We start from the raw sequence: 23,662 nt of genomic DNA, 5'->3' as shown, positions 1-23,662 counted from the left end.
TCTCTCCTCCACCTTCAAATTACCGTCGGTTTTATTCATTATACATAATACATCCTACGTATGAACCTCAAAAAAATGTTTTCATATTATGATAACAGATTTTATTCATATAGGACTTGTGCAATGATTACTAAAGGTTCATTACCTTCACATGCAATGCCATGGGTATCTCCTGGCATTGCTGCAATCATATCACCAGCTTCTAAACTTTGTGTTTCCCCATTAATCCTGTGAATTGCTTTTCCAGAAACAATGAACATAGATTCCATTTCCTTTTCATGTTTATGTATTCCAATGGAAACCCCTGGATTAAGGGTATGTTTTACATATGCCCTACCTTTGCCTAACATCTCTTTGGGGGCATCTAGTAGCCTTTGCATCATGACTATTCCTTTCCCACCCATGACATTTTCTAGTGGCATCACTTCTATCTCTTTACCTCTTTTGTATAACATGAGGAATCATCCCCCCTCGGTTTATTATTTTGTTATTTCATTTAACTAAATTAGTCTTAATTTTGTTTCCAGAACATATAGTGGCTTTCTACAGTTTCATTTATAGCAGAAATGTCTTTTCTTTCGATCATATCTACTATTTGCCTATGCAACTCTATAAAACGAATACGTTCATCGCTTTTCAATATTTTTTCCATTGTCCGTATACGAGAGGGTATGGTTAACCTATCTATATATTTTGCAATGTTTTGAATTAGCTCGTTATGAGTAGAAAGTACGATTGCTGTATGAAAACGAATATCCTGATCTAATACACGCTTTGCTGATGCATTCTCACACATCACTTCTATTTCCAACTGTTCTAATTCTTTATGAAGATAGTGCATATCCTTTTCATTTGCTTTTTTTATAACTACAAACATAAGCCCAGTATCGAAGACTTTTCTCAGTTCAATAATAGATTCTGCTGAATCTTTTTCTAAAATCAGTCCATAAAGCATAGGATCAAGCATACGATGGTTAAAGCTAGAGCTTACATAAGTGCCCTCTGAACGTTTAATATAAACCACTCCAAAAGATTCAAGCACTTTGATTGCTTCTCGCACAGAATTTCTTCCTATTTGAAATGATTCACAAAGTTCTACCTCTGTTGGTAATTTATCTCCAGGTTTTAATTCTCCATTAATAATGGCGCCAGTAATTTGCTCCACAACTCGGTCAACCACGGATTTATTTGCTAGTGATGAATTAAGTAAACTTTTATTATCTGCCATAACTTAATATCCTTTCAAAGTTGTATTTTTTTCAGTATACAACATCCTACATATGATTTCAATGTATAAAAACAAATCTGGTTTTGTGAAAGCCTTAATCTCTATCTACTTAGGTAGAAGCGCAGTTGCAAACCATGGTACATAGGTGATGATCAATAAAGCAATTCCTGACATGATTAACAGTGGTACTATTTTTCTACATATGACCTCAAACTTAACTTTTCCAATATCTGCAGCAACATATAAATTAGGTCCAACGGGAGGCGTAACTTGGCCAATAGATAGATTTAGGACGATAACAACTCCTAGATGTGTTAAATCTATACCTAGTGCTTGAGCAATAGGAAGAATAATTGGTACCAATATGTACATAGCACTCGTGTTATCCATTACACATCCTGCCGCTAAGAAGATAAGATTAATGACCATCAGCATGATATATTTATTGGTAGTTAAACCTAAAGCTAATTCTGTTAACTGTGCAGCTATGCCCTGTTGCGTAAGCACCCAAGAGAATACTCCTGCGTTCATGATAATAAGCAATATAATACCTGTTGTCTTAGCAGTACTAAATAAAGTATCCAGAATCTTATCGTTTGTAAGTTCTTTGTAGATAAATTTACTTACAATGAAACTATATACAACTGCAACAGCAGCAGCTTCAGTCGGAGTAAATATACCTGAGTATATACCTCCTAAAACAATAACAGGGCTTAAAAGGCCCCAAATAGCATCCCCAAAAGCAGTAGTTATTTCTTTAAAGCTTGACTTGTTTTCATCGCTTTTCCAGCCATTTTTCTTGGCGCTAACAAATACTGCAATACAAAGAATTGTTGCGAACACTACCCCTGGTATAATTCCTGCTAGAAATAAGTTACTTATAGATACACCTGTAATCATACCATAGATGATAAAAGTAATACTTGGCGGAATGACTGTACCCAATGATCCAGATATTGCCGATAATGCACTTGAGAAACCAGCATCATAGCCTTGTTTTACCATCGCAGGAATTAGAATAGAACCAATAGCTGCCACAGTTGCAGTTCCAGAACCTGAAATCGCAGCAAAAAACATCGCAGCTATAACAGCAACATAGCCTAGTCCTCCATGGATAGGGCCAATCATACTATTAGCTAATTTAATAAGCCTTTTAGAAATTCCTCCCTTGTCCATAAGTACACCTGCTAAAACAAATAATGGGATTGTTAGCAGAGCGAACTTCTGAACAGTTGCCTGAAGTATTGAGGGAATAGACGAGAGAGGGAATCCAGCATATAACAATGTTATTGCACTTGATAATCCTAGGGATATTGATATAGGTATATTAATAAAAACTAGTATTGCTAATGATACAAATAGTACTGCTGCTATCACGCTAATTCATCCCCCTTTTTAAATTCATGCTGAAAGATACGGATTATTGAAAGTACTGCCGAAACCGGAACTGCTATACCTATTAACCAACCAGGCATCTGCATAACTGGTGTGACTAAATTTGATCTAAACTGGCCCATCACCATTCTAGAACCGTAGACGATCCATATGCCATAACATAGGAAACATATTGTGATACGAACCAGCTTATGAATTAGTTTTGCTTTGCCTTCTAATTTATCCGTAAAGTATGAAAACCCCATATGCGAATCTGTTTTAAATGCTGAGGCTGCTGCCAAACAGCAAACCCATACAAACATTGTTGTCACAATTTCTTGTGTAAAGGCTAGATTCAAGCTTGGTATTTTCCGAGAAAGAACGTTTATGAAAGTAACCACAGTCATTATTACCAGTGCTATTGCACACATATACTCTTCAAAGTTACTCCAGAAGCCTCTTGATTTCCTTTGTACCTTTTCCATTTTGTCACCCCTTTAAAATAATCGGGAGCCAACTTGCGACTCCCTATTATATTATCACAGTATATATTTATTTAGAGACATTCCTAAATAAATCAATTACATCTTGTCCTATTTGACTAGCATATTGATCATAGATAGGTGCTGAAGCATCCTTAAATTCTTGTATCTCAGTATCTGTCAATCGAGTAAACACTGTACCACTTGCTTCTAATTCTTCAATGATCTTTTCTTCATTTTCAGCTAAATATGCATTACCCCATTCCATAGCTTCTGCTGCTGATTCTTTAATAATAGCCTGTTCTTCAGCAGTAAATCCTTCTAATCTTTTGTTGTTCATAACCCAGATTGTCGTATCTCTTACACCATCCCAAAGTGTTACATAGTTTTGAACTTCATTTAATTTAGAAGAAGAAAAAACACTGATTGGGTTTTCTTGACCATCAATAATACCTTGTTGCAACGCTGTATAGACTTCTGAGAAATCCATTGCTGTTGGATTTGCGCCAAAATAATTTTTATAAAGGTCAATGAAAAGGTTTGCGCCAGGCACACGAATATTCATACCCTTTAAATCTTCTACAGATTTTATTTCTTTTTTACTATTTGTAATTTGACGAGCACCTGCATTATTTAATCCTAACATCGTCATATCCATCTCACTAAGCCATGAATTTACTTCTGTGGTTATCGCTTCATCTTTCGTTGCATTTACCAAATCCTCTATTGTTGGAAATAAGTAAGGCAACCAAAATACATAGAACTTTGCATCAAAGTTTGCAATGTTTGCTGGAGCAGCTGAGTGAATATCTATATCCCCTGTCTGTACCATTTCAATTGCCTTTGTTAAGTCTCCGCCTGATAATCCTGAGTTACTGTAAACATCAACCTTTATTTTTCCTTCACTTTTTTCAGAAACTAATCTAGCAAATTCCTTGGCAGATAAATCGCTTACAGAATTTGGTGCTTGTGTATGACTCATTCTGATAGTAATTGGTTTCTCATCAGAACCAGAACTTCCACCGCACCCTACTAAAGATAACATCATTGCAATTGTCAATAGACCTACCACTATTTTCTTTAAATAATGCTTCCTCATTATTTTTCCCCCTTAAAATTTTCAAAATTATTTTTCATTTCATCTCTATGATCGAATCTTATGTACACTATATTACTTTAATAGTCCTTTGGCAATTAAGGCATTCTTAAGTGCAACAGCACCAAATCTCGGACTAGATACTACAGGTTTTCCATAAGCTTCGAAAATAACGTTTTCACAATATGCCATAGAGCCCTGTGCAAATAGTATTACATCTACTTCCTTTTCAATCTTCGCTGCCTTATTAAGCATACAAGCTGTAAATTCATCTTGGTTCAGTCCAAAAGCTCCATCAATTAATGCATCAACAAGTTCAACTTGCTTTCCCATTTCCCTAGCCACACGTTTAATGGTATTTTTAGTAGGTTCTAATGTTGTTGGTAGTGTAGCCATTACTGCAATTCTCTTCCCTTGTCTTACGGCTTCACGGCACATTTCCTCATCCACACGTACGATTGGTACGCCAATGTATTTGGCAATATCCTGTGCTGCATCTGCAACCTCACCAACCGAAGAACATAAATTGATTATTGCATCTACTCCCGCATTAACAGCTTCCATATACATATCTATAAGTCTTGCAGCTGCTTTACTTGTAACATACCCACGCTCTCTTGCTTCTGCCAAAATGCTGGGATCTTGGTAAGAAACCATTTCCACTTGGCTACCCAAAACTTTTCTTGTTTCCTCTTCAACAAGCTCTATAAGTTCTGGTGTAGTGCTTGTATAGATTAAGCCTACTTTCATTTTCTTCATTCCCCCTTCAAATTACATACATATTTGAGCATAAATTGATTTAATGCACTTACGTTATACGTAGGATGTATGGTGTTATGGATATTATATATAAATTATTTCTATTTGTCCATACACTTTTTTAAAAAATATAGTGTATTTTGTCTTTTTTTATTCTCACTGATATAGTATGCTGTGAATTTCCTCAAAATATGATTAAAGTTTATTATACTTCAATAGGACAGCCTTTTAGGGTAGCTAATATACTCTATAAAATATTCATTTCATAGTTTACTTTGTACGATTTTTGTGCTAATGTAATATCATAGTGACTGTTAAAGTGTTTATCTGTTTATGCTTTCCGAGGGCTGTTGCAGATATCTTTCCAGTCACTTTTTTCTTTGAATTTTTTTGTTTTTTTACTCTTTTTAATCCTGTTCCAGTATAATGTTATCATACCAACCTATCATGCTATTATAAGCTACTGGTAACTCTTTTAGCAACTCTACTTTTATATATTCTAAAATTTTGTTGTATTTTAGTAATTAAAACTAATTCTGTTGTTTTCTTTCAATTCATGTACTTCAATCTTAATGCTGAAACTTCTCTATATTTTCTCTCATACCCTCAGCTAGCTTTGCTAAATCTTCACACGCCTTAGCAATCTCAACCATGGACGCAGCTTGTTCTTCAACAGATGCAGAAACCTCTTCTGTTCCAGCAGCATTTTCTTCAGATATAGCTGATAAATTTTCTATGATTCGTATAATTTCTTCCTTTTTTTCCTCCATCTCTTGACCTGATACATTTAAGGCTGCTAAAATGCTCTTCATATTTTCTATTGCTTGAGAAATGCCCTTAAACTTACTATTTGTATTTTCCACACTTTCCGTTTGAGATGCTACTATTTTTTCCATTTCGCCCATAGTATTTACAGCATAGCCTGTTTTTTGTGTTAATTCGTTAATAATTTTTTCTATTTCCCCCGTAAAACCATTTGATTGTTCTGCCAGTTTTCTTATTTCTTCAGCTACTACTGCAAAGCCTTTTCCTGCTTCACCAGCTCTAGCGGCTTCTATGGCAGCATTTAAAGCTAATAAGTTCGTTTGTTCTGCAATACTTTTGATCATTTGACTGGCATTTGATATTTCCCTAGCACTTTCATTGGTCTCAATAATAATTTTACTGATTTCATTAGAAGCCCTATTACTTACATGATTTTTTTCAATGAGATCTTCTAGTATTTGGAAACCTTCCTCCTTTAATCTATCTACATCATTGGCTGAAGTATTTAATTCATTAATGAGCTTTTGCTCTTTACCTATTATATCTCCTAGTCTAATAACATGTTCTGCTCCTTGTTCTGTATCATTAGCTTGATCTGTTGCCCCTTTAGCTATTTCTTCAATTGCTCTTGCAACCTCTTCAGAGGCTCTTGACGACTCCAGACTAATTGCAGTTAGCTCCTCAGATGAAGCCGCTACCTGTTGTGATGTATCTGCAATATGTTTTATTAATGATATCATGTTTCTTTGCATTGCGACCAACGCTTTTGTAATCACTCCTATTTCATCGTCTCTGTTTATGTATTGAATAGCACCACTACTTTTGTCAAATGTGAGGTCATAATTAGACAATCTCAATATAACATCGACTAGATTATTAATAGGCTTTGTTAGTAAATATCTAGTAGCAACGATTAATGCAAATATAGAAATAGTACCCATTAAAGCAAAGACAATGAGTATTTTCACTAGGCTGCTTTTTAAAATATTATTTAAAGTATTAACATCTACAGCCACGCCAATATTAACGGCTCCTATTAGCTGGTTGTTTGTATATATTGGAGTTAATATATCTAAAACAAGAGAATCCGTGACAGAATAGTGGAAAAAATCTGCATATTCTATGCCATTTTGCGCTGCTGCAATACTCCCCTCATCATCTAGTTGAATACCTATTCTATCTGGGTCACTATGAGCAACAGCTGTCAAATTAGTATCAATAAACAGCGCATACGCTAAATTATTTTCACTATCGATCTTGTTAATGAAGCTTTGTATATTATTTTCATCAAACATCTGTGCATATACATTAATTAACTTCAGATTATAGACCTTCCATTGTGTCAATACTTCGTTCCTGATGGTGTCTCTAACTATGTAAGAAGTCACTGTGAAGGATATAATGAGTATTATGGTGATTATAACTGCCAACTTAGCTGTTAACCCTTTAAAGCTCTTTTTAGTCATTTATACTCCCCCCTCTAAATAATACATACTAATGGTTTAATTGATGCTTAACAACCCATTTCTTTCCCCCCCTTCCATATGTATTGCTGTAAACACTGTTTTAAAATATAATGCTTTAACTATATTTTCTAGAATTCCCCTTATTTTTCTGCTAATATGCTTAGTCATGGATAGTCTAATGAAGAGGGATATACTAGACATCTAATCAATATCTTTGTTAGGATTAGCATGCCGATTAAAAATATTTAAGAAACAAAGCTCCAGTCCGAATTTTCTGTTAATTTTTCTTCTTAGACATTCATTTCTTCTCTTAAGTTCGACTACTGCTTCTATGATTTTTAATAACTCTCTTAGAAATTACTGAATATAACTCATGGGACATTCTTTTAAATAAATACTAATATTGCCCAGTAAAGGATTTAATTAGTTATTTACATTATACGACATTTTTCTACAAATTTCAATGTTTTGCATAGGCATTTATACAATTATCTATCTCTTAACTCTCTTAACCATTTAGACAATCACACAAATAATAACAGGAGATTGTCATAAATGAGATCAAAACTAAAGCAGATTTTCTGCTAAATTTAAAAAATCTAGCAAGAAAAATAAATCCACTGATTTGCGAAATTCTTAGTTTCTTTATAGAAGCCAAATGCGCTGCGATGTCGATAATTACCTTAACAGCCCTTTGAATATTTAGTACAATTGAGCCTTGTTTTGTATAATCCTTTAGGCTATCTAACGCTTAGGTGGTATTATAACAAATTACATTTTGTCCAGAATATAGCATTTAATGTAAAAATATAGTATTATAAATATATTGCAAATATATAATCAAGATTATAATATACACATGACTATGTAAATGTTTTTATTGAAAAGAGTAGGTATAACATCTTTTTTGATCTTGAAAAAAGTAACTCTGTTATTGGTTCTAAAGAAGGTTTTAAGATAGGAGGAAAAATAAAAAACATGGACAAATCAAATTTAGGAAAAAGAAAGAAATCTATTAAATTCAAGCTGCTCATCCTACCGTTAATACTTGTATTTATTGCTATTGCAGGAATAGGCAGTATTTCGTCAAACTTTATGAAAAATAGCTTATATAATCAAATGAGAGAAGATGGATTTATGCTTGGTGATCAGATCGCAAAGCAAATGGAGCTAGCTTCTATTTCATTAGAAACAATTAATGAAATGCTAGGCGACAAAATAAGTGCCGCTGGAAGATCTATAATAACAAACCAAGCTAATGTAAACAATCAAGTATTGAAACAGACAGCAGTAGACTTAGGTGTTGATGAAATACATTGGTATAACAATCAAGGAGAAATTCTCTATTCAACTATTGAAGAGTATGTAGGATGGACACCATCTGCAGGGCACCCTGTAGAACAATTTATGTTAGGTAATAAAGATATCTTAATAGAAGATATTAGAAAGGATTCGGAGTCAGACAATTTTCTAAAATATGGGTATATAAGACATACTGATGGCACTTTTGTACAGGTAGGCATCCTTGCTAATACAGTTGAAAATATGTCCCAAAGATTCAGTATTCAAAGGTTTGTTGAAGATTTAGCTGAGAATGAAGATATAGTCTATGCTCTTTTTATGGATAAAAGCTTAAAGACCATTGCCCATAACAACAAGGATGAAATAGGAATTGTATTCGATGATATAGGGAGCAAAACTGTGGTTGAGGAAGGTACCCCATATTCTCAGGAATGGTATTATGAGGAAGAGGGTATTTCTGTGTATGATGTAATCATGCCTGCCTTTGTTAAAGGAGAGCTAATTGGCGCTGTATCTATGGGTTTTTCAATGGAAAAAGTAAACTCTATCGTGAATAGAAATCTTATGATGATTATCGCTTTTGGCGCCTTATTCTTTGTTATACTAGGTACAATCATGTTCAATTTGTCTAATTATGTGGTAAGGACACTAAACAAAGCAAAGGCTCAATTGAATTTAATTGCCTCAGGAGATTTAACAGGAAAAATTTCTTTAGAAGATTTGAATAAAAAGGATGAGTTTGGAGAAATAAATAATGCTTTGCAGGATATGCAAACTTCTTTAGAAGAAATGTTAAAAAACATATCCGATACCTCTCATCAGGTGGCTTCCTCCTCTGAAGAATTAACTGCCATTAGTCAACAATCAGCTATTGCAGCTGAGGAAGTAGCTAGAACCATAGAAGAAATAGCTAAGGGAGCAAGCGAACAGGCAAAGGACACAGAAAAGGGAGCAACCCATATAAATGAGCTAGGTGGATTGATAGAGAAAGACCAGCAATATGTTAAGAATCTAAACAATTCTACCGACGAAGTAAATAAATTGAAAGATGAAGGATTTCAGATACTAAAGGATCTTGTTGAGAAAAACAAACTAAGCAATAAAGCAGCAAACGAAGTACATGAAATCATTATAAATATCAATGAAAGTTCAGAAAAAATAGAAAGTGCCAGTCAAATGATTAGAAATATCTCAGAGCAAACAAATTTATTAGCACTAAACGCTGCAATAGAAGCTGCTAGAGCAGGCGAAGCAGGGAGAGGTTTTGCTGTTGTAGCTGATGAAATAAGAAAGCTAGCAGAGCAGTCAAACGGATTTACTGAAGAAATCGCTACTGTAATTCAAGAATTAACCAGCAAAACAGGAGATGCTGTCAATACGATGAATGAGGTAGGTAAAATTGTTACATATCAGACCGAAAGCGTAGAAGCAACCAATACAAAATTTGAAGGGATTTCTGATGCCATAGAAAGGATGCAACAAGTAATAGCTGATATCAATCGATCAGGAAAAGGGATGGAAGCTAAAAAGAATGAAATTATAGATATTATTCAAAATCTATCAGGCATATCAGAAGAAAATGCTGCTGGTACTGAAGAAGCCTCAGCTTCAGTAGAGGAACAAACTGCTTCAATGGAGGAAATCTCTAATGCTAGTGAAGCTTTATCAAAGCTAGCAGAAGAAATGCAAAATAGCATTACTAAGTTTAGATATTAATAATTAGTAAGAGAGATGGAGATTTTCCATCTCTTTCTTTTTCATGGTGAATGCCGTTTTTTCATTAATCCTTTAAATGTCTACCTTTCATTAGAAATTTAACCATTGTTTAAGTATCTTCTTGGCTTTCGGTTTCAATAATAATATTAGAACCACAGGGACAATCCCCTTGGTTCTAATAATCAATTATATTTATACTATGACTTTTAATTCTATCCTTTATCTCTTCTATTCTCTCTTTTGCAGGTTCTGCAAACTGATATTGAGTATCTAAGCCTAATTCCTTATACTTATATTCACCTAAATTGTGATAAGGAAGTATTTCTACACCTTCTATATCTAGATTTTCTAGAATAAATCGACTTGTTTTATCGATGTTCTCATCATCATCGTTTACACCTAATATTAATGGTATCCTTATTATAATCGTTTTGCCTAAATCACTTATTTTAGTTATATTCTCTAATATAAGCTTGTTACCTACTCCCGTGTATTTTTTATGGATTTTGCTATCCATATGTTTAATATCCACAAATACAAAATCTAGCATCTGAAAAATATCTTTATTACTTTTCCAATTAAAAAAACCACTGGTCTCTATGGCTGTATTTATACCAAGTAGCATACAACTTTTAACTAACCCTCTTAAAAACTCGGTTTGATAGGTTGGTTCTCCTCCAGAAAAGGTAACCCCTCCTCCAGATGCTCTATAGAAAACTTCATCTCTTTTAATCGTTTTGATAACCTCTTCAACTGAAACAGTTTCTGTAGAATTTCTACTCCAAGATTCTGGGTTATGACACCAGCTACATCTTAAGGGACAACCACCTAAAAATATGCTTGTCCTTATGCCATCTCCATCATGTAAGCTCCAACGCTGTGTTTGAAATACATAACCTTTAATATTTTTATTTGGATTTTGTTTAGATGCTTTCATATGTGGTCCTCTCGATAATCGCATCCTGCACCTCTCTTGATAGGTTAACAAACTGGGTGCTATAGCCCGCTACTCTTACAAGCAGATCTTTATATTCCTCTGGGTTTAATTGAGCCTCTCTTAAGGTTTCTGTAGATATAACGTTAAACTGAACGTGGAATGCACCAAGCTCAAAATATGCCCTAATAAGTGAAGCTAGATTAACTAAGCTCTTATCAGTTTGTAATAATTCTGGAGAAAGCTTTATATTTAAAAGAGTTCCTCCCGTATGGATATCGTGATTGATTTTCGCAGCAGACCTCATTACAGCTGTAGGACTTGTTAAGTCCGTACCAGCATGGGGAGATACTCCCTCTGTAAGTGGAGATTTAGCATATCTTCCATCTGGTGTGGCTCCTATCACGCTTCCTGTTGGGATATAGTTCGAAATTCCCATAAAAGCAGAGTTAAAGAATGAACCAAAGTAATCCTTATATTTTTTAATTTCTCTATTATAGAAATCGGAAATTTCTACAGCTAAGTAATCCACCTCATCAATGTCATTTCCGTATTTAGGAGATTCTAAGGCCGCTTTTCTTAAATCTCCATAGCCCTCCCAGTTTCTATCTAGAGCTTTATTTAGTTCATCTATTGTTACCTTCTTCTCATCAAATACTAAAGTTTTTATTGCAATCAAGGAGTTGGCCACGTCTGCAACTCCAATTCCGGTTAAAACTGGGCCCACATTATATAGAGCTCCACCCCTACTTAAATCCACACCTTTTTCCATACAACCGCCTACAAGGGTAGATAAAAATGGTCTTGGAACCATTTCTGTATGAATTTGTTGTGCTACAACTGTTGATACCACTGCGTGTTTTATTAAGTTAGCTAATTGTTTATAAACCGCACCCTTTACATCCTCAATGCTATCAAAATTTTGCCCTTCTGCTTGTAAAAGTCCCATCTGTTCTCCTGTTATGCGACTTTTACCGTTGTTAAGTGCATACTCCAGTGCAGCAGCTAGATTAATATTAACAGCTGATGTCCATTCTCCAATCTTTCTAAAATGGGGTACGACACAGCCACAGTTACTCCAATCCCTCGCATCCTCCGGAGAAAGCCCTACTGCAAGTAGCATTTGAGAACCTATCCTATCGTTATGCACAGCCGGGAATCCTGTTCCTTCCCTTATTAGATCACATACTGCAAGTAAAAACTCCTGTGGACAGTCTGAATGTATTCTAACACTTAGCCCTGGTTGATGGGTTTTTATATTTTGAGTAGCCTTTAGGGCCATATAGGAAATAGGATTGGTTCCGTCGCCGCCATCTCTTTTCCTCCCCCCCACAGTTAAGTTTTGGAAGGAGTTATACCCTGCAAAGTATTGGGCTGTATTCTTTGATATTGCCCATACCCACTCAGATAACTTTAGCCAAAGAGCTTCAATTAGTTCCTGAGCAACTTCCTCTGTTATACAGTTATTTATTAAATCCTTTTCGTAAAAAGGATACATATATTGATCAAACCTGCCTAGGTTTAAGGCTAGAGAATTTTCAGACAAAACCGAACCTAATTGAACAAACCAAACAGTTTGGATTGCCTCATAGAAAGTGAGCGGTGGGTTTTCAGGTATATTGTTGCAAACCTCTGCTATTTTTAGTAATTCTTCCTTTCTCTTGTTATCTTTTTCTCTATCTGCCATTTTCCTTGCCTCTTCAGAATATCTTTTAGAAAGGATAATTATTCCCTCGCAGCTTTCTACCATAGATTTATAAAAGTTTATTTTATCTATATTTTCACCGGTTATAGGTTCAAGGTTTGCTAGTTTTTCTTCAGCCTCTTTTCTAACTCCCCCAAAACCCTTTTTAAAAATAATATCTTGATAATCTGGAGTTATCTCTCCCACAGCACTTCTCCATTTTGAATCATTATCTACTATGCCAGTATCTACGGCTATCTTTTTCGTTTTCTCTGGTATTCTAGAAAGAAAGGCTTCTTCTAAGGATTTGCCCCTCCAATATGGAAATATATCCTTTGTAAGTATTTCTTTTTGCTCTTTACCTATTAAATATGGATCTTGGCTTCTTTTTCCGAAATCATCCATTTCTTTTTCTACCCATTGCCATGAAAACTCAGGACAGACAAAACCAGATCTTTTATATATACCCGGTGTACCAACAATTAGCTCATCTTCAAAGATCGTTACTGGGATTTGCTTGCACACCTCTTTAAAAGCCTTTGCCCTTCGAAGTATCATTGCCTCTCCCTCAGTAGATTTATGTGACTTAGTAAAAGCAATGGCCCTTTCAACACAGATTGACGGCTTTATATCAATATAATTTTTCTTTAATTTAGCTATACGCTCAGTACTCATAATATTGCCCCCTTTAATACATTAATTTAATTTTCCCTACTCTTTAAAAAAATAACTAAGGATTGTTTAGCGTTTTCCATATGTTGTACTAAAATCTCTATTGCTAAACTTTTATTCTTATTTTTACACGCTTCTAGCATTTTGTAATGTTCCTCTTGAGAAGTTTGATGGTAGCCCATATTGAGTAGATAAATCCTCATATATCTTTCAAGCTTAATATGCATATCACTAATAAGCTCTAATAATATGTTTTTTTGACTAGCACCGTATAAAATATTATGAAATTGGAAGTTCAGCTGACTTAAATGTTCTTCCTCTACTAAGACATCCATTTTCTTTAAAATATATTCTCCATACTCCATCTCCTTATGATCTAAATTATCAATGGCAAATTTCAATGCTCCTTTTTCAAGCATTATTCTAATATCGAATATCTCTTCTACTTCCTCTACGGAAAGTTCCCTCACTATTGCTCCCTTATTTGGATATAGCTTTACAAGTCCCTGCACCTCTAATATTCTTAAAGCCTCCCTAACTGGAATCATACTTGCATTAAATCTTTTAGCAATTTCATCCTGCTTTAGCTGCTGCCCTCCCTTTAGTTCTCCATTTATAATAGCTTGCTTTAACCTCTCTGCAATAACCTCAGGTAATGTTTTGTGTCTTGATATTTTCTTATCTATAAATCCATTAGTTTTCATCATACTCTAATTATAATATATTTAAATATTTTGTAAATTATATTATATAAAATATACTGTATACATTTTTGTAGGTCGGTACAGTATATCAATAATTTTTCACTGGATAACAGCCATATTATTCATGAGCATGTTAGCAGTTGAAACCCGTTCCCTCGACATGTGTGGATTTAGCTTCACCCTTTGTTTTGAAAAAACCTGTTTGGTAATTTTATTCTCTCTTTTGTTAATATCTTTGAAATAATTGTTAATTTTCATACTCAACTCATTCCCTTTTTTTGTAAATTTGTCCAATATTATTATATGGCGGTAAAATACATATATTTACTAATCTTTACAAAAAATAAAAAAGATTAAAGTAAAAATAGGTGGTGAAATCATGGCAGATAAAATAATTCGAGTAAATATGAGCACAAAGGAGATATCCGTCAAAGACCTTGAAGAAAGGTTTACACATTTAGGTGGAAGAGGCCTTACCTCTCAAATTGTATACGAAGAAGTGAGGCCTACTTGTAATCCCTTAGGTGAAGAAAATAAGTTGATATTTTCTCCAGGCTTATTAACAGGAACCATGGCACCCTCCTCTGGCAGACTTTCTATTGGCGGTAAAAGTCCTTTAACGAAAGGTATAAAAGAGTCTAATGCTGGAGGAATAGCCGGTCAAAAAATGGCCAATTTAGGTATCCGAGCAATTGTTGTGGAGGGACTGCCTATGGAGGTAGACTTACAAGTTTTGATCGTAAATGATGAAGGTGTAAAATTACAACATAGTCCTGAACTGAAGGGAAAAGGTTGTTATGAGACCACTGATATTTTACGGCAACAGTATGGTGATAAGGCAGCTGTTTGTTGTATTGGGCCCGCGGGAGAAATGTTAATGACTAGTGCTGGCATTGCTACTTCTGATACCGAAGGAAATGCCAGTCGTTTTGCAGCCCGTGGTGGATTAGGTGCAGTTATGGGTTCAAAAGGATTAAAAGCTATTGTGATAGAAACAAGTAAGAAACGTTCTGCTAAAATTCATGATGAAGAAAGTTTTAAGAAAGCAGCTAAGAAGTTTACAGCAATGTTACAGAATCACCCCGTAACAGGAGAAGGTTTAACTAAATACGGAACCAATATACTTATGAACATTATCAATGAAGCAGGGGGTCTACCCACCAAAAATTTTGCTACGGGAAGATTTGAACATGCCGACCCCATTGGTGGAGAAACATTAGCTAAAATAGCAGAAGAGCGTGGAGGCTCCGCTACCCATAGATGTATGCCAGGATGTGTTATAGGCTGCTCTAATGAGTATCCACTACCTTCAGGAAAAACAATTTCTCCAATAGAATATGAAACTGCTTGGGCCTTTGGAGCTCACTGTGAAGTTTCTAGCTTAGATGATATTGGAGAATTGAACTGGTTATCTAATGACTTAGGCTTGGATACAATAGAAACAGGGGGTACTTTAGGGGTACTCATGGAAGCGGGCATTATTCCTTGGGGTGACGGTAAAAAAGCCTTGGAAGCATTGGAAGAAGTAGGCAAAGGTAGTCCACTGGGTAGAATTATTGGTCAAGGCTCCGTTTTTGCTGGACAGGCTTTTGGCATCACTAGAATAGCAGCAGTTAAAGGGCAACATATGCCAGCATACGATCCAAGAGGTATTAAGGGAATAGGTGTTACTTATGCCACAACACCCATGGGAGCTGACCATACTGCCGGTTACTGTATTACAGCAAATATATTAAAAGTAGGAGGAATCGTAGATCCTTTAAAACGTGAAGGCCAGCTAGACCTTTCTAGAAACCTACAGATAGCCAGTACCCTCATAGATTCAACAGGATTTTGCTTGTTTGTAGCCTTTGCTATTTTAGATAATGAAGATGCTATGCCAACGATTGTTGAGATGTTAAACACTCGCTTCGGCTGGAGTTTAAGTGTAGAGGATGCACTTGCATTAGGTAAAAGAACGTTAAAAGTAGAAAGAGATTTTAATGTGCAAGCTGGATTTACAAAAGAACATGACCGGTTGCCAGAGTTTTTGATGAAGGAAAAATTAGCTCCCCACGATATTCATTTCGATATCGGTGAAGAAGAGTTAGATGCATTTTATAATTTTTAACTGTACTTACATCATAATATCGCCTAGTATTATAACCTTATTATAAATAGACAAAACATAGTGCTCTTCCATTTAGGATAGCCTCCTTTGCTTGGTATCGGTCGGCAGACCTATCTCCTTTTTAACAAAGGAGGCTTTTTCTCTTTATATAACAGTGGAATCAATGCTCATTATTATGCTGACAAATGGCCATAAGGGTGAACATAGTAAAAGGAAAAAAGATAAGCCATTGTACTTCTTTACTGACTTTTATATCTAATATCCTTACAAAGACTGGAATCAACATAAGAATTATTAATAAAATAATCGCTTGTATAGTTTTTATTTTGTCATTTTTAGAAAACAAGAAATTTAGGAAATTTGTCTTTTCCACCTCGCAGTGTTCCTACTAGAACAAAACTTCCGATTGCCAGCGCCATAACCGTCCCCATTGACGCTACTGACGTATAAATATAGTCATGTTTTTAGCTTTTTTATTTCTTTTAGTAAATTTACAACCGTCAATGTGCAAGCTATAATTGTTCCAATCAGAATAGAGATTAAAATTATTATACTTGCATAGTATCCATTTCCTAAATTAATATATATAGGAAGATAGATAGCAAATAAAAAAGATATAAATCCACATAAAATCCCTAACAGGATAGCATAGATATGTTTCAAATTTTAGCCTCCTTTAGAATTGAAATATAAAGAGAGATATTTCACTATCCCCCATTGACTTTTTGCCCATAAACTTTAGTTCATGAATGTGCGACTGCCTGTCGCACTGAAAAAGCACAGTCCATAAAAAGGCTGTGCTTTTACTGTACTTTTTTATTTTTTTTTCGATAGTATATTTTCGATGCGATCTAGCTGTAATGATTTTTTTTTGATTTTTGCTGGTAGAACGATAAACAGTAAATAAATACCTAATACTCCTAAAATTGTATTAAGAATCTGCATACTAATAGTTAAAATACTCATAGTCATAACCACCTTTAAAGTGAATAATCAAATTCCATTTCTGTGTGAAGTGTGAATAGTTTAATTGCCCCGTCAATAAGTAGATAATAGTCTACATCTCCCTCACCGTATAAAGTTATTGTTTTACCATTATCACTAATATCATATCTAGTTTTAACGGAAGAATCTCTTAAAGTTATTCCTGGAGAATAACCTTCAAAACTCATTCCTAATGAGTTTGCTTCTGTAATTTTATTATCGCATATTTTGATTGTACCGTACAGCTTTTTCCATAATAAAATTCCTATTAATTCCTTCTTGCTAATCTTTTGACTTTTACAACTACTTGATAGTATTCGCATCTCATTAGAATTGTAATCATCTGATACTTCTATTTCACCATCAGGCTCAGTTTCTGTATTGTATTTTTCTATAGATTTTATAAAATCTTCCACTTCTTCTAATTCTAATTCAATTGGCTCAATACCTTCTGGAACTTCATCTATTGTTTTTAATTCATACATTTCTTCCAAAACATTCAGAGTAACCTCTTCTTGCTCTGTTGCAAAAACACCTACAGACATCGTAAATACACAACTTATGATACAAATTAATGCAACTACTTTTTTCATTTTTTATTCCTCCTATTTAAAAACTACTTTATACTACCTTTAAAAAATATTTTAAACTTGGATTCGGCAAGTAAAAATAAAAAATCAGATAATTACTTGCTTAATCCATAAAAATTCACTCAAAAATTTTTGAATCTTTTTTTGAAAAATAAATAGGATATCCCTGTATTTCTGATAAAATGTTTTTGTCCACAAAACACTCAGAAAGAAAAATCCTCTCATGATTTTATCACAGAAACATAAAAAAGATAATAGGTTTGTCACTGTTTTTTGGAGAATCTCGGGAAATCTTGTCCATAATATCTTCCCTCCTTCACATCTTATTTTTTTATTTCTGTCTTTTTCGATTAGATAACCTAGTTTATACCTAAGTACATCCTCAATGTATCAAAAAAATTCCTTTTTTTCAATATAATTGTAACAAAACGGGAGTTTAATGTAATGAAATGGGTGAAAAAACTTTTTCGTTACATTAAACTCCCGTTTCATTACATCTGGGTTGTATATTATTTCCAATTATGTTATGATTCAATTTAGTTGAAAAGGTTAGAGATGAGTTGAAATGCATAGCCCTATTGATCTTTTTGTCTATAAAATCTATAAAGAAAAACTTTTATCTCATAGTGATCTTCGTAAAATGAAGTATGCCATGAGGGTTATCTGGAATGAAGGAATAAAATTCATTATACTTCTGTTATTTTTCGCCAGGTTAAATAAGGTATCTTTCTTCTTGTTTTCTCTGGGTCTATTGCTGTCGATTCGTTTATTTTCTGGAGGGCTGCACTTTGAAGGTGGGTTGTTATGCTTTGTGATAAGCTTTAATTTTTTCTCCTTAGCTGTTTTAATTTTGCCGTATTTATTTACGTTGTCCTTCCATAGGGCCCTTATACTGATGCTGATTAGCACAATAATCATTTATTATCATTCCCCTAAGCCCTCTATCTTTCGACCTATTTTAAATAAAAAAAGAAAAAGGATACTGAAATATCTATCCCTTTTCTCTACACTATTATGGATTATTGTTTTGTTCAAATTTATTTTTATACATAATCAAACTTTTTTTGAATGCGGCATATGGACAATTTGTTTGCAATCATTCCAATTATTACCAGTAAAGGAGGTAGTCCAATGAAAAACAATGGTTCAATATTTAAAGTAGTTTTATTTTCTATTGCATCTATGTTTGTACTTGCTTCAGATCTAATTGCTTGTTCCGGTTCAATCGTCTTCTGGGGAGAGCCAAAATGTCCTAAAAATCTGCTAAAATAATATCTTAAAAACTGTACATCCCCCATCAAAGGAAAGCTCTATGGTTCCCTGATAATAATCAACGATTTGCTTTACATTATATAAACCATAGCCTTGATGCTTTCCTTTTTTGGTAGAAAAACCCCTTTCAAACATACGGTCCATATGCTTTTGTTGAATTGATCCTCCTGTATTTTTTACTTCTATCATGCTATAATTTTCTTCTTTTCCAAGGGTTAAAAATATTTTAGCTCTTTCAACACTACTATCTTCAGCTGCCTCAATGGCATTGTCTAACAGATTACCTAACAATTCAACAAGTTCATGTTTTTCTAATGGATATTGTGGTATTTCCCCTTGAAATTCAATATTAAAAGAAATACCTTTTTCTTTTGCCAAGAACTTCTTACTATAAATGATTGCAGTTAAGATAGGTTCTTTTATATTCAGCAGCTGATCAGTAGATTTTATTCCTTCAATTACTGTATCTAAATATTGTTTGATTTCTTTTTTTGCCTGTTGATCATCTTCGATTTGCGCTAGTCCGTAAAGAGCATTAAGGTGATTTTTAAAGTCATGCTGTTTTTGCCTTACTTCATGTACCATGTCCTTTAAAAACGGCATATATTTTTCATGAATATAAATCATTTTTTGCTGCTCCTTAATACGTACTGATTGATATAAAAAAAATAAGTTCAATCCTTCCCAGATGACAATTGCTGCTACTAGGTACACTATATAGTTCCATACAAAATCTTTATTCATTGCCCACATATACATAAGCAGTAAAAGGATTCCTGCGATATTAATAACAATTGTTATCACGTAGTTTCCATATTTTGCGAAATATTTTTGCAACCTAGCAAATATAATATATTTATAAATAATAATACATACTATAAGGGTAGCTATATTAACAATAAGCCCGTTAATCAATGAATAATCCATAGGATTTGCAAGATATGATAAGATAAAAGTAAATAGAAACTGAATACTAGAAAATATAATTAATACAGTTAAGAATTGTAAAATTGTAGTTTTAACAGGCACTTTAAATAAGATCATAACTGTAATGCATAATACTATAAAATTAATTAGAAATCCAAGGTTAACATTATACATATTAAATGTCACTGCCATTGCTGCCAAAAAAATAATAACACAGAAACTCCTTATTCTATAAATATTTAATTGATTATTTAACTTACTCCATACTAATAGTATAGCTATCATTTCCAATATCGAAAGAATAAATATTTCATACCATTGCATATAATTCCCCCTTTAGCCTGTACACTTTAGTCACAAGATTTATTAAAAAAATCCTTTTTGTATTTATCACTTATATAAGCAACTAAAGAATAATTTTCAAAATGCACTATCCAAGAGTTTTTCTCATGCTTTTCTATTAGGTGAATATTTTTGAGATTCACTATATAAGATTTATGGGTTCGCATAAAATTAGAAGCTCCTATTCTTTCTAATAGCTTTTGCATTGAAATATTAGGGATGATGTATTGATTATTTTTGGTATGAATCACACAGTTTCTCCCCTGAGACTCTATAAATAAAATATCTTTAAGAAAAATTTTTAAGATGCAATTTCTAATTTGAAATCGGACTACTTGTTCTTTATCCCACTCCTTTGTAATTCCTTTTATCAGCCTCTCTGAAATTTTTGCCACATCCTCTTTTTTATAGGGTTTTTCAATAAAGTCATAGCAATGGTACTTTTTAAAGGCTTCCAGCTGATAATAAACATGGGTAGTGATAAAGACAATATAGGTTAACTCGTATTGAGGCATAGAGCGAATCGTCGCTGCGATTTTCAAGCCCGATATATCAGGAAGTTCAATATCTAAAAAGAATAATCCAATCATTTCTTGTCTTAATATTTTTATTGCTTGTTCGCCGGTGGCAGCCTCAAATATTTTTATGCCTGTCTTTAAACGCCTAAGCATTCTAACTAAATTGTTTCTTTCAACTTGATTGTCTTCAACTACAAGGATATTCAACATTGTAATCCTCCTGCTCCTATTTCTTATCAAGCATTGATATATATTTAACATTTTATTGAAGCCTAATAAAACACTAACATAATGTAATGCTAATTTAAATAAAAAATCGGTAAAATGTTAAAAATCGTCGACGAAATGTTATAGAACATCTACCAGAATTATAAAAAGAGAGCATCCTTTTATTAAGAATTACTCTCTTTTCCTGATTTCCCTTATTTTCAACATCAAAGCACTTACTAGCCTACTGCTATATCCTTTCTATCTAACTTATGATTTGTTGACAAACAAACATTTTTTTATATACTCTCAGATTTTATCATACGTTTTATATCACTTCAATTGATTATCAGCTTTCTAGAACTAACACCGGAAACAGTTTGAAACCACTAAAAAAAACTGATTTTTAGACCACTTTTACATGTACACCTCTAAACAGCAGAATATATCAAAAGTCCTCCTTAAAAATCTGATATATTAGTACTTAGATCAAATAATTTGTAAATTATATTATATAAAATATACTGTATCCATTTTTGCAGGTCAATATAGTGTATCAATAATTTTTCACTGAATAACAGCAATATTATTCATGAGCATGTTAGCAGTTGAAACCGTCGTCTCGACATGTGTGGATTTAGCTTCACCCTTTGTTTTGAAAAAGCCTGTTTGGTAATTCTATATCAATGAAGCAGGGGGTCTACCCACCAAAAATTTTGCTACGGGAAGATTTGAGCATGCCGACCCCATTGGTGGAGAAACATTAGCTAAAATAGCTGAAGAGCGTGGAGGCTCCGCTACCCATAGATGTATGCCAGGATGTGTTATAGGCTGCTCTAATGAGTATCCACTACCTTCAGGAAAAACAATTTCTCCAATAGAATATGAAACTGCTTGGGCCTTTGGAGCTCACTGTGAAGTTTCTAGCTTAGATGATATTGGAGAATTGAACTGGTTATCTAATGACTTAGGCTTGGATACAATAGAAACAGGGGGTACTTTAGGGGTACTCATGGAAGCGGGCATTATTCCTTGGGGTGACGGTAAAAAAGCCTTGGAAGCATTGGAAGAAGTAGGCAAAGGTAGTCCACTGGGTAGAATTATTGGTCAAGGCTCCGTTTTTGCTGGACAGGCTTTTGGCATCACTAGAATAGCAGCAGTTAAAGGGCAACATATGCCAGCATACGATCCAAGAGGTATTAAGGGAATAGGTGTTACTTATGCCACAACACCCATGGGAGCTGACCATACTGCCGGTTACTGTATTACAGCAAATATATTAAAAGTAGGAGGAATCGTAGATCCTTTAAAACGTGAAGGCCAGCTAGACCTTTCTAGAAACCTACAGATAGCCAGTACCCTCATAGATTCAACAGGATTTTGCTTGTTTGTAGCCTTTGCTATTTTAGATAATGAAGATGCTATGCCAACGATTGTTGAGATGTTAAACACTCGCTTCGGCTGGAGTTTAAGTGTAGAGGATGCACTTGCATTAGGTAAAAGAACGTTAAAAGTAGAAAGAGATTTTAATGTGCAAGCTGGATTTACAAAAGAACATGACCGGTTGCCAGAGTTTTTGATGAAGGAAAAATTAGCTCCCCACGATATTCATTTCGATATCGGTGAAGAAGAGTTAGATACATTTTATAATTTCTAGTTCCACTTATCATCACGATATTGCCTAATATTATAATCTTGTCACAAATATATATAATACTTACGGAAACCATAGTCAACTGTCCAGTTTTATAATTAATTGAATTTTTCAAACTTTAAAATCACCCTTTTATTTTAAATGCATATTTTGTATTAAGACTAGAGATAGTCAAATATTATAAAGTAGGTGAGCACTATGAGTGATGTAGCTAAAACAGATTTTTTTGGAGGTATATTTAGAGGGCAAAGCAGCTTATTATTTTTCTTCTTGCTATTGGTGATTATATTCTGTAACTGTGGCATATTTAGAGCTGCAGGAGATAGCTTACTATTCTTCTTCCTATTGCTAATTGTACTTTTTGGTGGTCGAGGATTATTCGGAGTTTGCTAAGTTGTATAAAGGATGAAGTATTGATCTCCCTATAAAAAACCAGTAGTTCTAGCTTAATATATTCATCCTCCAAAAAGTCCTGAGGCATTAATACTTCAGGACTTTTTACAAAGTTATTTTACCATTAACAATATCAGCAATAAAATAAGTACTTGGGCAAATGGTAAAACTATAATGACTGCTAAAAAGGCAGCTTTTTTGTTATATGCTAAATCTTCATTCCCCATGTATTTATACTTTGTCTCTATGTCCTTAAACAATTCCATTAATTCCTCTGGCAAATACCGTAGATTCGGTATGTTCCATATTAGCAATAAAACAGATATTAACAAATCTATATACGAGAAACATAAAAAATGTTATCGTAAATATGAGATATAAAGAACAAAGGGGATATCGGGAAATTGAAAATTTCAGTTGAAATCCTCAAAAAATAATCAAGCCTATCGAATTTAGAGTTTATAATAACTCTAGACCTCGATA

At 33.9% G+C, this 23,662-nt stretch carries 22 protein-coding genes; 6 read left to right on the top strand and 16 right to left on the bottom strand.

Annotated elements, in window-relative coordinates:
- Nucleotides 1-101 precede the first annotated feature (101 nt).
- From CHB72_RS22200 to CHB72_RS22170, 7 genes are all read right to left on the bottom strand, one after another.
- Entirely contained in the window at nucleotides 102-455 is a 354-nt protein-coding gene (locus tag CHB72_RS22200; protein ID WP_089285064.1) for a cupin domain-containing protein, read from the bottom strand.
- 56 nt (nucleotides 456-511) lie between these two features.
- A complete protein-coding gene (locus tag CHB72_RS22195) occupies nucleotides 512-1,228 on the bottom strand; it encodes a FadR/GntR family transcriptional regulator (protein ID WP_089285063.1) in 717 nt (238 codons plus the stop codon).
- Nucleotides 1,229-1,333: 105 nt separating this feature from the next.
- Nucleotides 1,334-2,605, bottom strand: a complete 1,272-nt coding sequence (locus CHB72_RS22190) for a TRAP transporter large permease (RefSeq protein ID WP_089285062.1) — start codon at nucleotides 2,603-2,605, stop codon at nucleotides 1,334-1,336.
- Complete coding sequence (locus tag CHB72_RS22185; RefSeq protein ID WP_207652628.1) at nucleotides 2,602-3,087, bottom strand: TRAP transporter small permease; 486 nt, start codon at nucleotides 3,085-3,087, stop codon at nucleotides 2,602-2,604. The genes CHB72_RS22190 and CHB72_RS22185 overlap by 4 nt, the downstream gene beginning before the upstream one ends.
- A 67-nt stretch (nucleotides 3,088-3,154) precedes the next feature.
- Entirely contained in the window at nucleotides 3,155-4,183 is a 1,029-nt protein-coding gene (locus tag CHB72_RS22180; RefSeq protein ID WP_089285061.1) for a DctP family TRAP transporter solute-binding subunit, read from the bottom strand.
- A 72-nt stretch (nucleotides 4,184-4,255) separates the two neighbouring features.
- On the bottom strand, nucleotides 4,256-4,939 hold the full coding sequence (locus CHB72_RS22175) for an aspartate/glutamate racemase family protein (RefSeq protein WP_242975235.1): 684 nt from the start codon (nucleotides 4,937-4,939) through the stop codon (nucleotides 4,256-4,258).
- Nucleotides 4,940-5,508: 569 nt separating this feature from the next.
- Nucleotides 5,509-7,170 carry a methyl-accepting chemotaxis protein gene (locus tag CHB72_RS22170; protein WP_089285059.1) on the bottom strand — a complete coding sequence of 554 codons (1,662 nt, stop codon included), beginning with the start codon at nucleotides 7,168-7,170 and terminating at the stop codon, nucleotides 5,509-5,511.
- A 978-nt stretch (nucleotides 7,171-8,148) separates the two neighbouring features.
- On the opposite strand from CHB72_RS22170, the gene CHB72_RS22165 reads away from it, so the two are divergent.
- The gene (locus tag CHB72_RS22165) at nucleotides 8,149-10,188 is read left to right on the top strand and encodes a methyl-accepting chemotaxis protein (RefSeq protein ID WP_089285058.1); all 2,040 of its coding nucleotides are present in this window, start codon (nucleotides 8,149-8,151) and stop codon (nucleotides 10,186-10,188) included.
- A 175-nt stretch (nucleotides 10,189-10,363) separates the two neighbouring features.
- Here the strand turns inward: CHB72_RS22165 and CHB72_RS22160 are convergent, their stop codons facing one another.
- From CHB72_RS22160 to CHB72_RS22150, 3 genes are read right to left on the bottom strand one after another with little or no spacing between them, the layout of a single operon-like run.
- Entirely contained in the window at nucleotides 10,364-11,125 is a 762-nt protein-coding gene (locus tag CHB72_RS22160) for a glycyl-radical enzyme activating protein (RefSeq protein ID WP_089285057.1), read from the bottom strand.
- Nucleotides 11,112-13,481, bottom strand: a complete 2,370-nt coding sequence (locus CHB72_RS22155; RefSeq protein WP_089285056.1) for a glycyl radical protein — start codon at nucleotides 13,479-13,481, stop codon at nucleotides 11,112-11,114. Before CHB72_RS22155 ends, CHB72_RS22160 begins: the two co-directional genes overlap by 14 nt.
- A gap of 26 nt (nucleotides 13,482-13,507) precedes the next feature.
- Nucleotides 13,508-14,185: a GntR family transcriptional regulator gene (locus CHB72_RS22150; RefSeq protein WP_089285055.1), complete on the bottom strand. Its 678-nt coding sequence runs from the start codon at nucleotides 14,183-14,185 to the stop codon at nucleotides 13,508-13,510.
- Between the two features lie 376 nt (nucleotides 14,186-14,561).
- On the opposite strand from CHB72_RS22150, the gene CHB72_RS22145 reads away from it, so the two are divergent.
- Nucleotides 14,562-16,292 carry an aldehyde ferredoxin oxidoreductase family protein gene (locus CHB72_RS22145; RefSeq protein ID WP_089285054.1) on the top strand — a complete coding sequence of 577 codons (1,731 nt, stop codon included), beginning with the start codon at nucleotides 14,562-14,564 and terminating at the stop codon, nucleotides 16,290-16,292.
- A gap of 456 nt (nucleotides 16,293-16,748) precedes the next feature.
- Here CHB72_RS22145 and CHB72_RS22135 read toward each other — a convergent pair whose 3' ends face one another.
- The 3 genes from CHB72_RS22135 to CHB72_RS22130 all read right to left on the bottom strand — a co-directional run bounded on the left by CHB72_RS22135 (nucleotide 16,749) and on the right by CHB72_RS22130 (nucleotide 17,869).
- Nucleotides 16,749-16,955 (bottom strand): hypothetical protein, encoded by a 207-nt coding sequence (locus CHB72_RS22135; RefSeq protein WP_089285052.1) that lies wholly within the window; start codon nucleotides 16,953-16,955, stop codon nucleotides 16,749-16,751.
- A 153-nt stretch (nucleotides 16,956-17,108) separates the two neighbouring features.
- Nucleotides 17,109-17,258, bottom strand: a complete 150-nt coding sequence (locus CHB72_RS26840; RefSeq protein WP_176431542.1) for a hypothetical protein — start codon at nucleotides 17,256-17,258, stop codon at nucleotides 17,109-17,111.
- 14 nt (nucleotides 17,259-17,272) lie between these two features.
- Entirely contained in the window at nucleotides 17,273-17,869 is a 597-nt protein-coding gene (locus tag CHB72_RS22130) for a hypothetical protein (protein WP_089285051.1), read from the bottom strand.
- Nucleotides 17,870-18,431: 562 nt separating this feature from the next.
- On the opposite strand from CHB72_RS22130, the gene CHB72_RS28140 reads away from it, so the two are divergent.
- Together CHB72_RS28140 and CHB72_RS22120 are read left to right on the top strand one after the other, a co-directional pair.
- The gene (locus CHB72_RS28140; protein ID WP_089285050.1) at nucleotides 18,432-19,001 is read left to right on the top strand and encodes an accessory gene regulator ArgB-like protein; all 570 of its coding nucleotides are present in this window, start codon (nucleotides 18,432-18,434) and stop codon (nucleotides 18,999-19,001) included.
- Nucleotides 18,998-19,138 (top strand): AgrD family cyclic lactone autoinducer peptide, encoded by a 141-nt coding sequence (locus CHB72_RS22120; RefSeq protein ID WP_141131546.1) that lies wholly within the window; start codon nucleotides 18,998-19,000, stop codon nucleotides 19,136-19,138. Before CHB72_RS28140 ends, CHB72_RS22120 begins: the two co-directional genes overlap by 4 nt.
- On the opposite strand, the gene CHB72_RS22115 is transcribed toward CHB72_RS22120, so the two are convergent.
- Both CHB72_RS22115 and CHB72_RS22110 read right to left on the bottom strand, forming a co-directional pair.
- Nucleotides 19,130-20,389, bottom strand: coding sequence for a sensor histidine kinase (locus CHB72_RS22115; protein ID WP_089285048.1), 1,260 nt, complete (start codon nucleotides 20,387-20,389; stop codon nucleotides 19,130-19,132). The two genes, CHB72_RS22120 and CHB72_RS22115, sit on opposite strands and share 9 nt — an antisense overlap.
- A 26-nt stretch (nucleotides 20,390-20,415) precedes the next feature.
- Nucleotides 20,416-21,135, bottom strand: coding sequence for a LytR/AlgR family response regulator transcription factor (locus CHB72_RS22110; RefSeq protein WP_089285047.1), 720 nt, complete (start codon nucleotides 21,133-21,135; stop codon nucleotides 20,416-20,418).
- A gap of 679 nt (nucleotides 21,136-21,814) precedes the next feature.
- Between CHB72_RS22110 and CHB72_RS22105 the strand changes: the two genes are divergently transcribed.
- Entirely contained in the window at nucleotides 21,815-22,789 is a 975-nt protein-coding gene (locus tag CHB72_RS22105; protein WP_089285046.1) for an aldehyde ferredoxin oxidoreductase C-terminal domain-containing protein, read from the top strand.
- Nucleotides 22,790-22,984: 195 nt separating this feature from the next.
- Nucleotides 22,985-23,179, top strand: coding sequence for a hypothetical protein (locus CHB72_RS22100; RefSeq protein ID WP_089285045.1), 195 nt, complete (start codon nucleotides 22,985-22,987; stop codon nucleotides 23,177-23,179).
- Nucleotides 23,180-23,292: 113 nt separating this feature from the next.
- Here the strand turns inward: CHB72_RS22100 and CHB72_RS26835 are convergent, their stop codons facing one another.
- Nucleotides 23,293-23,445: a hypothetical protein gene (locus CHB72_RS26835; RefSeq protein WP_207652627.1), complete on the bottom strand. Its 153-nt coding sequence runs from the start codon at nucleotides 23,443-23,445 to the stop codon at nucleotides 23,293-23,295.
- Nucleotides 23,446-23,662 lie beyond the last annotated feature (217 nt).

It is taken from the genome of Anaerovirgula multivorans (genome assembly GCF_900188145.1).
Taxonomy (GTDB): Bacteria; Bacillota; Clostridia; order Peptostreptococcales; family Natronincolaceae; genus Anaerovirgula; species Anaerovirgula multivorans.
Note: the sequence above shows the minus strand (reverse complement) of the source record. Positions and strands in the feature narration are given on the sequence as shown.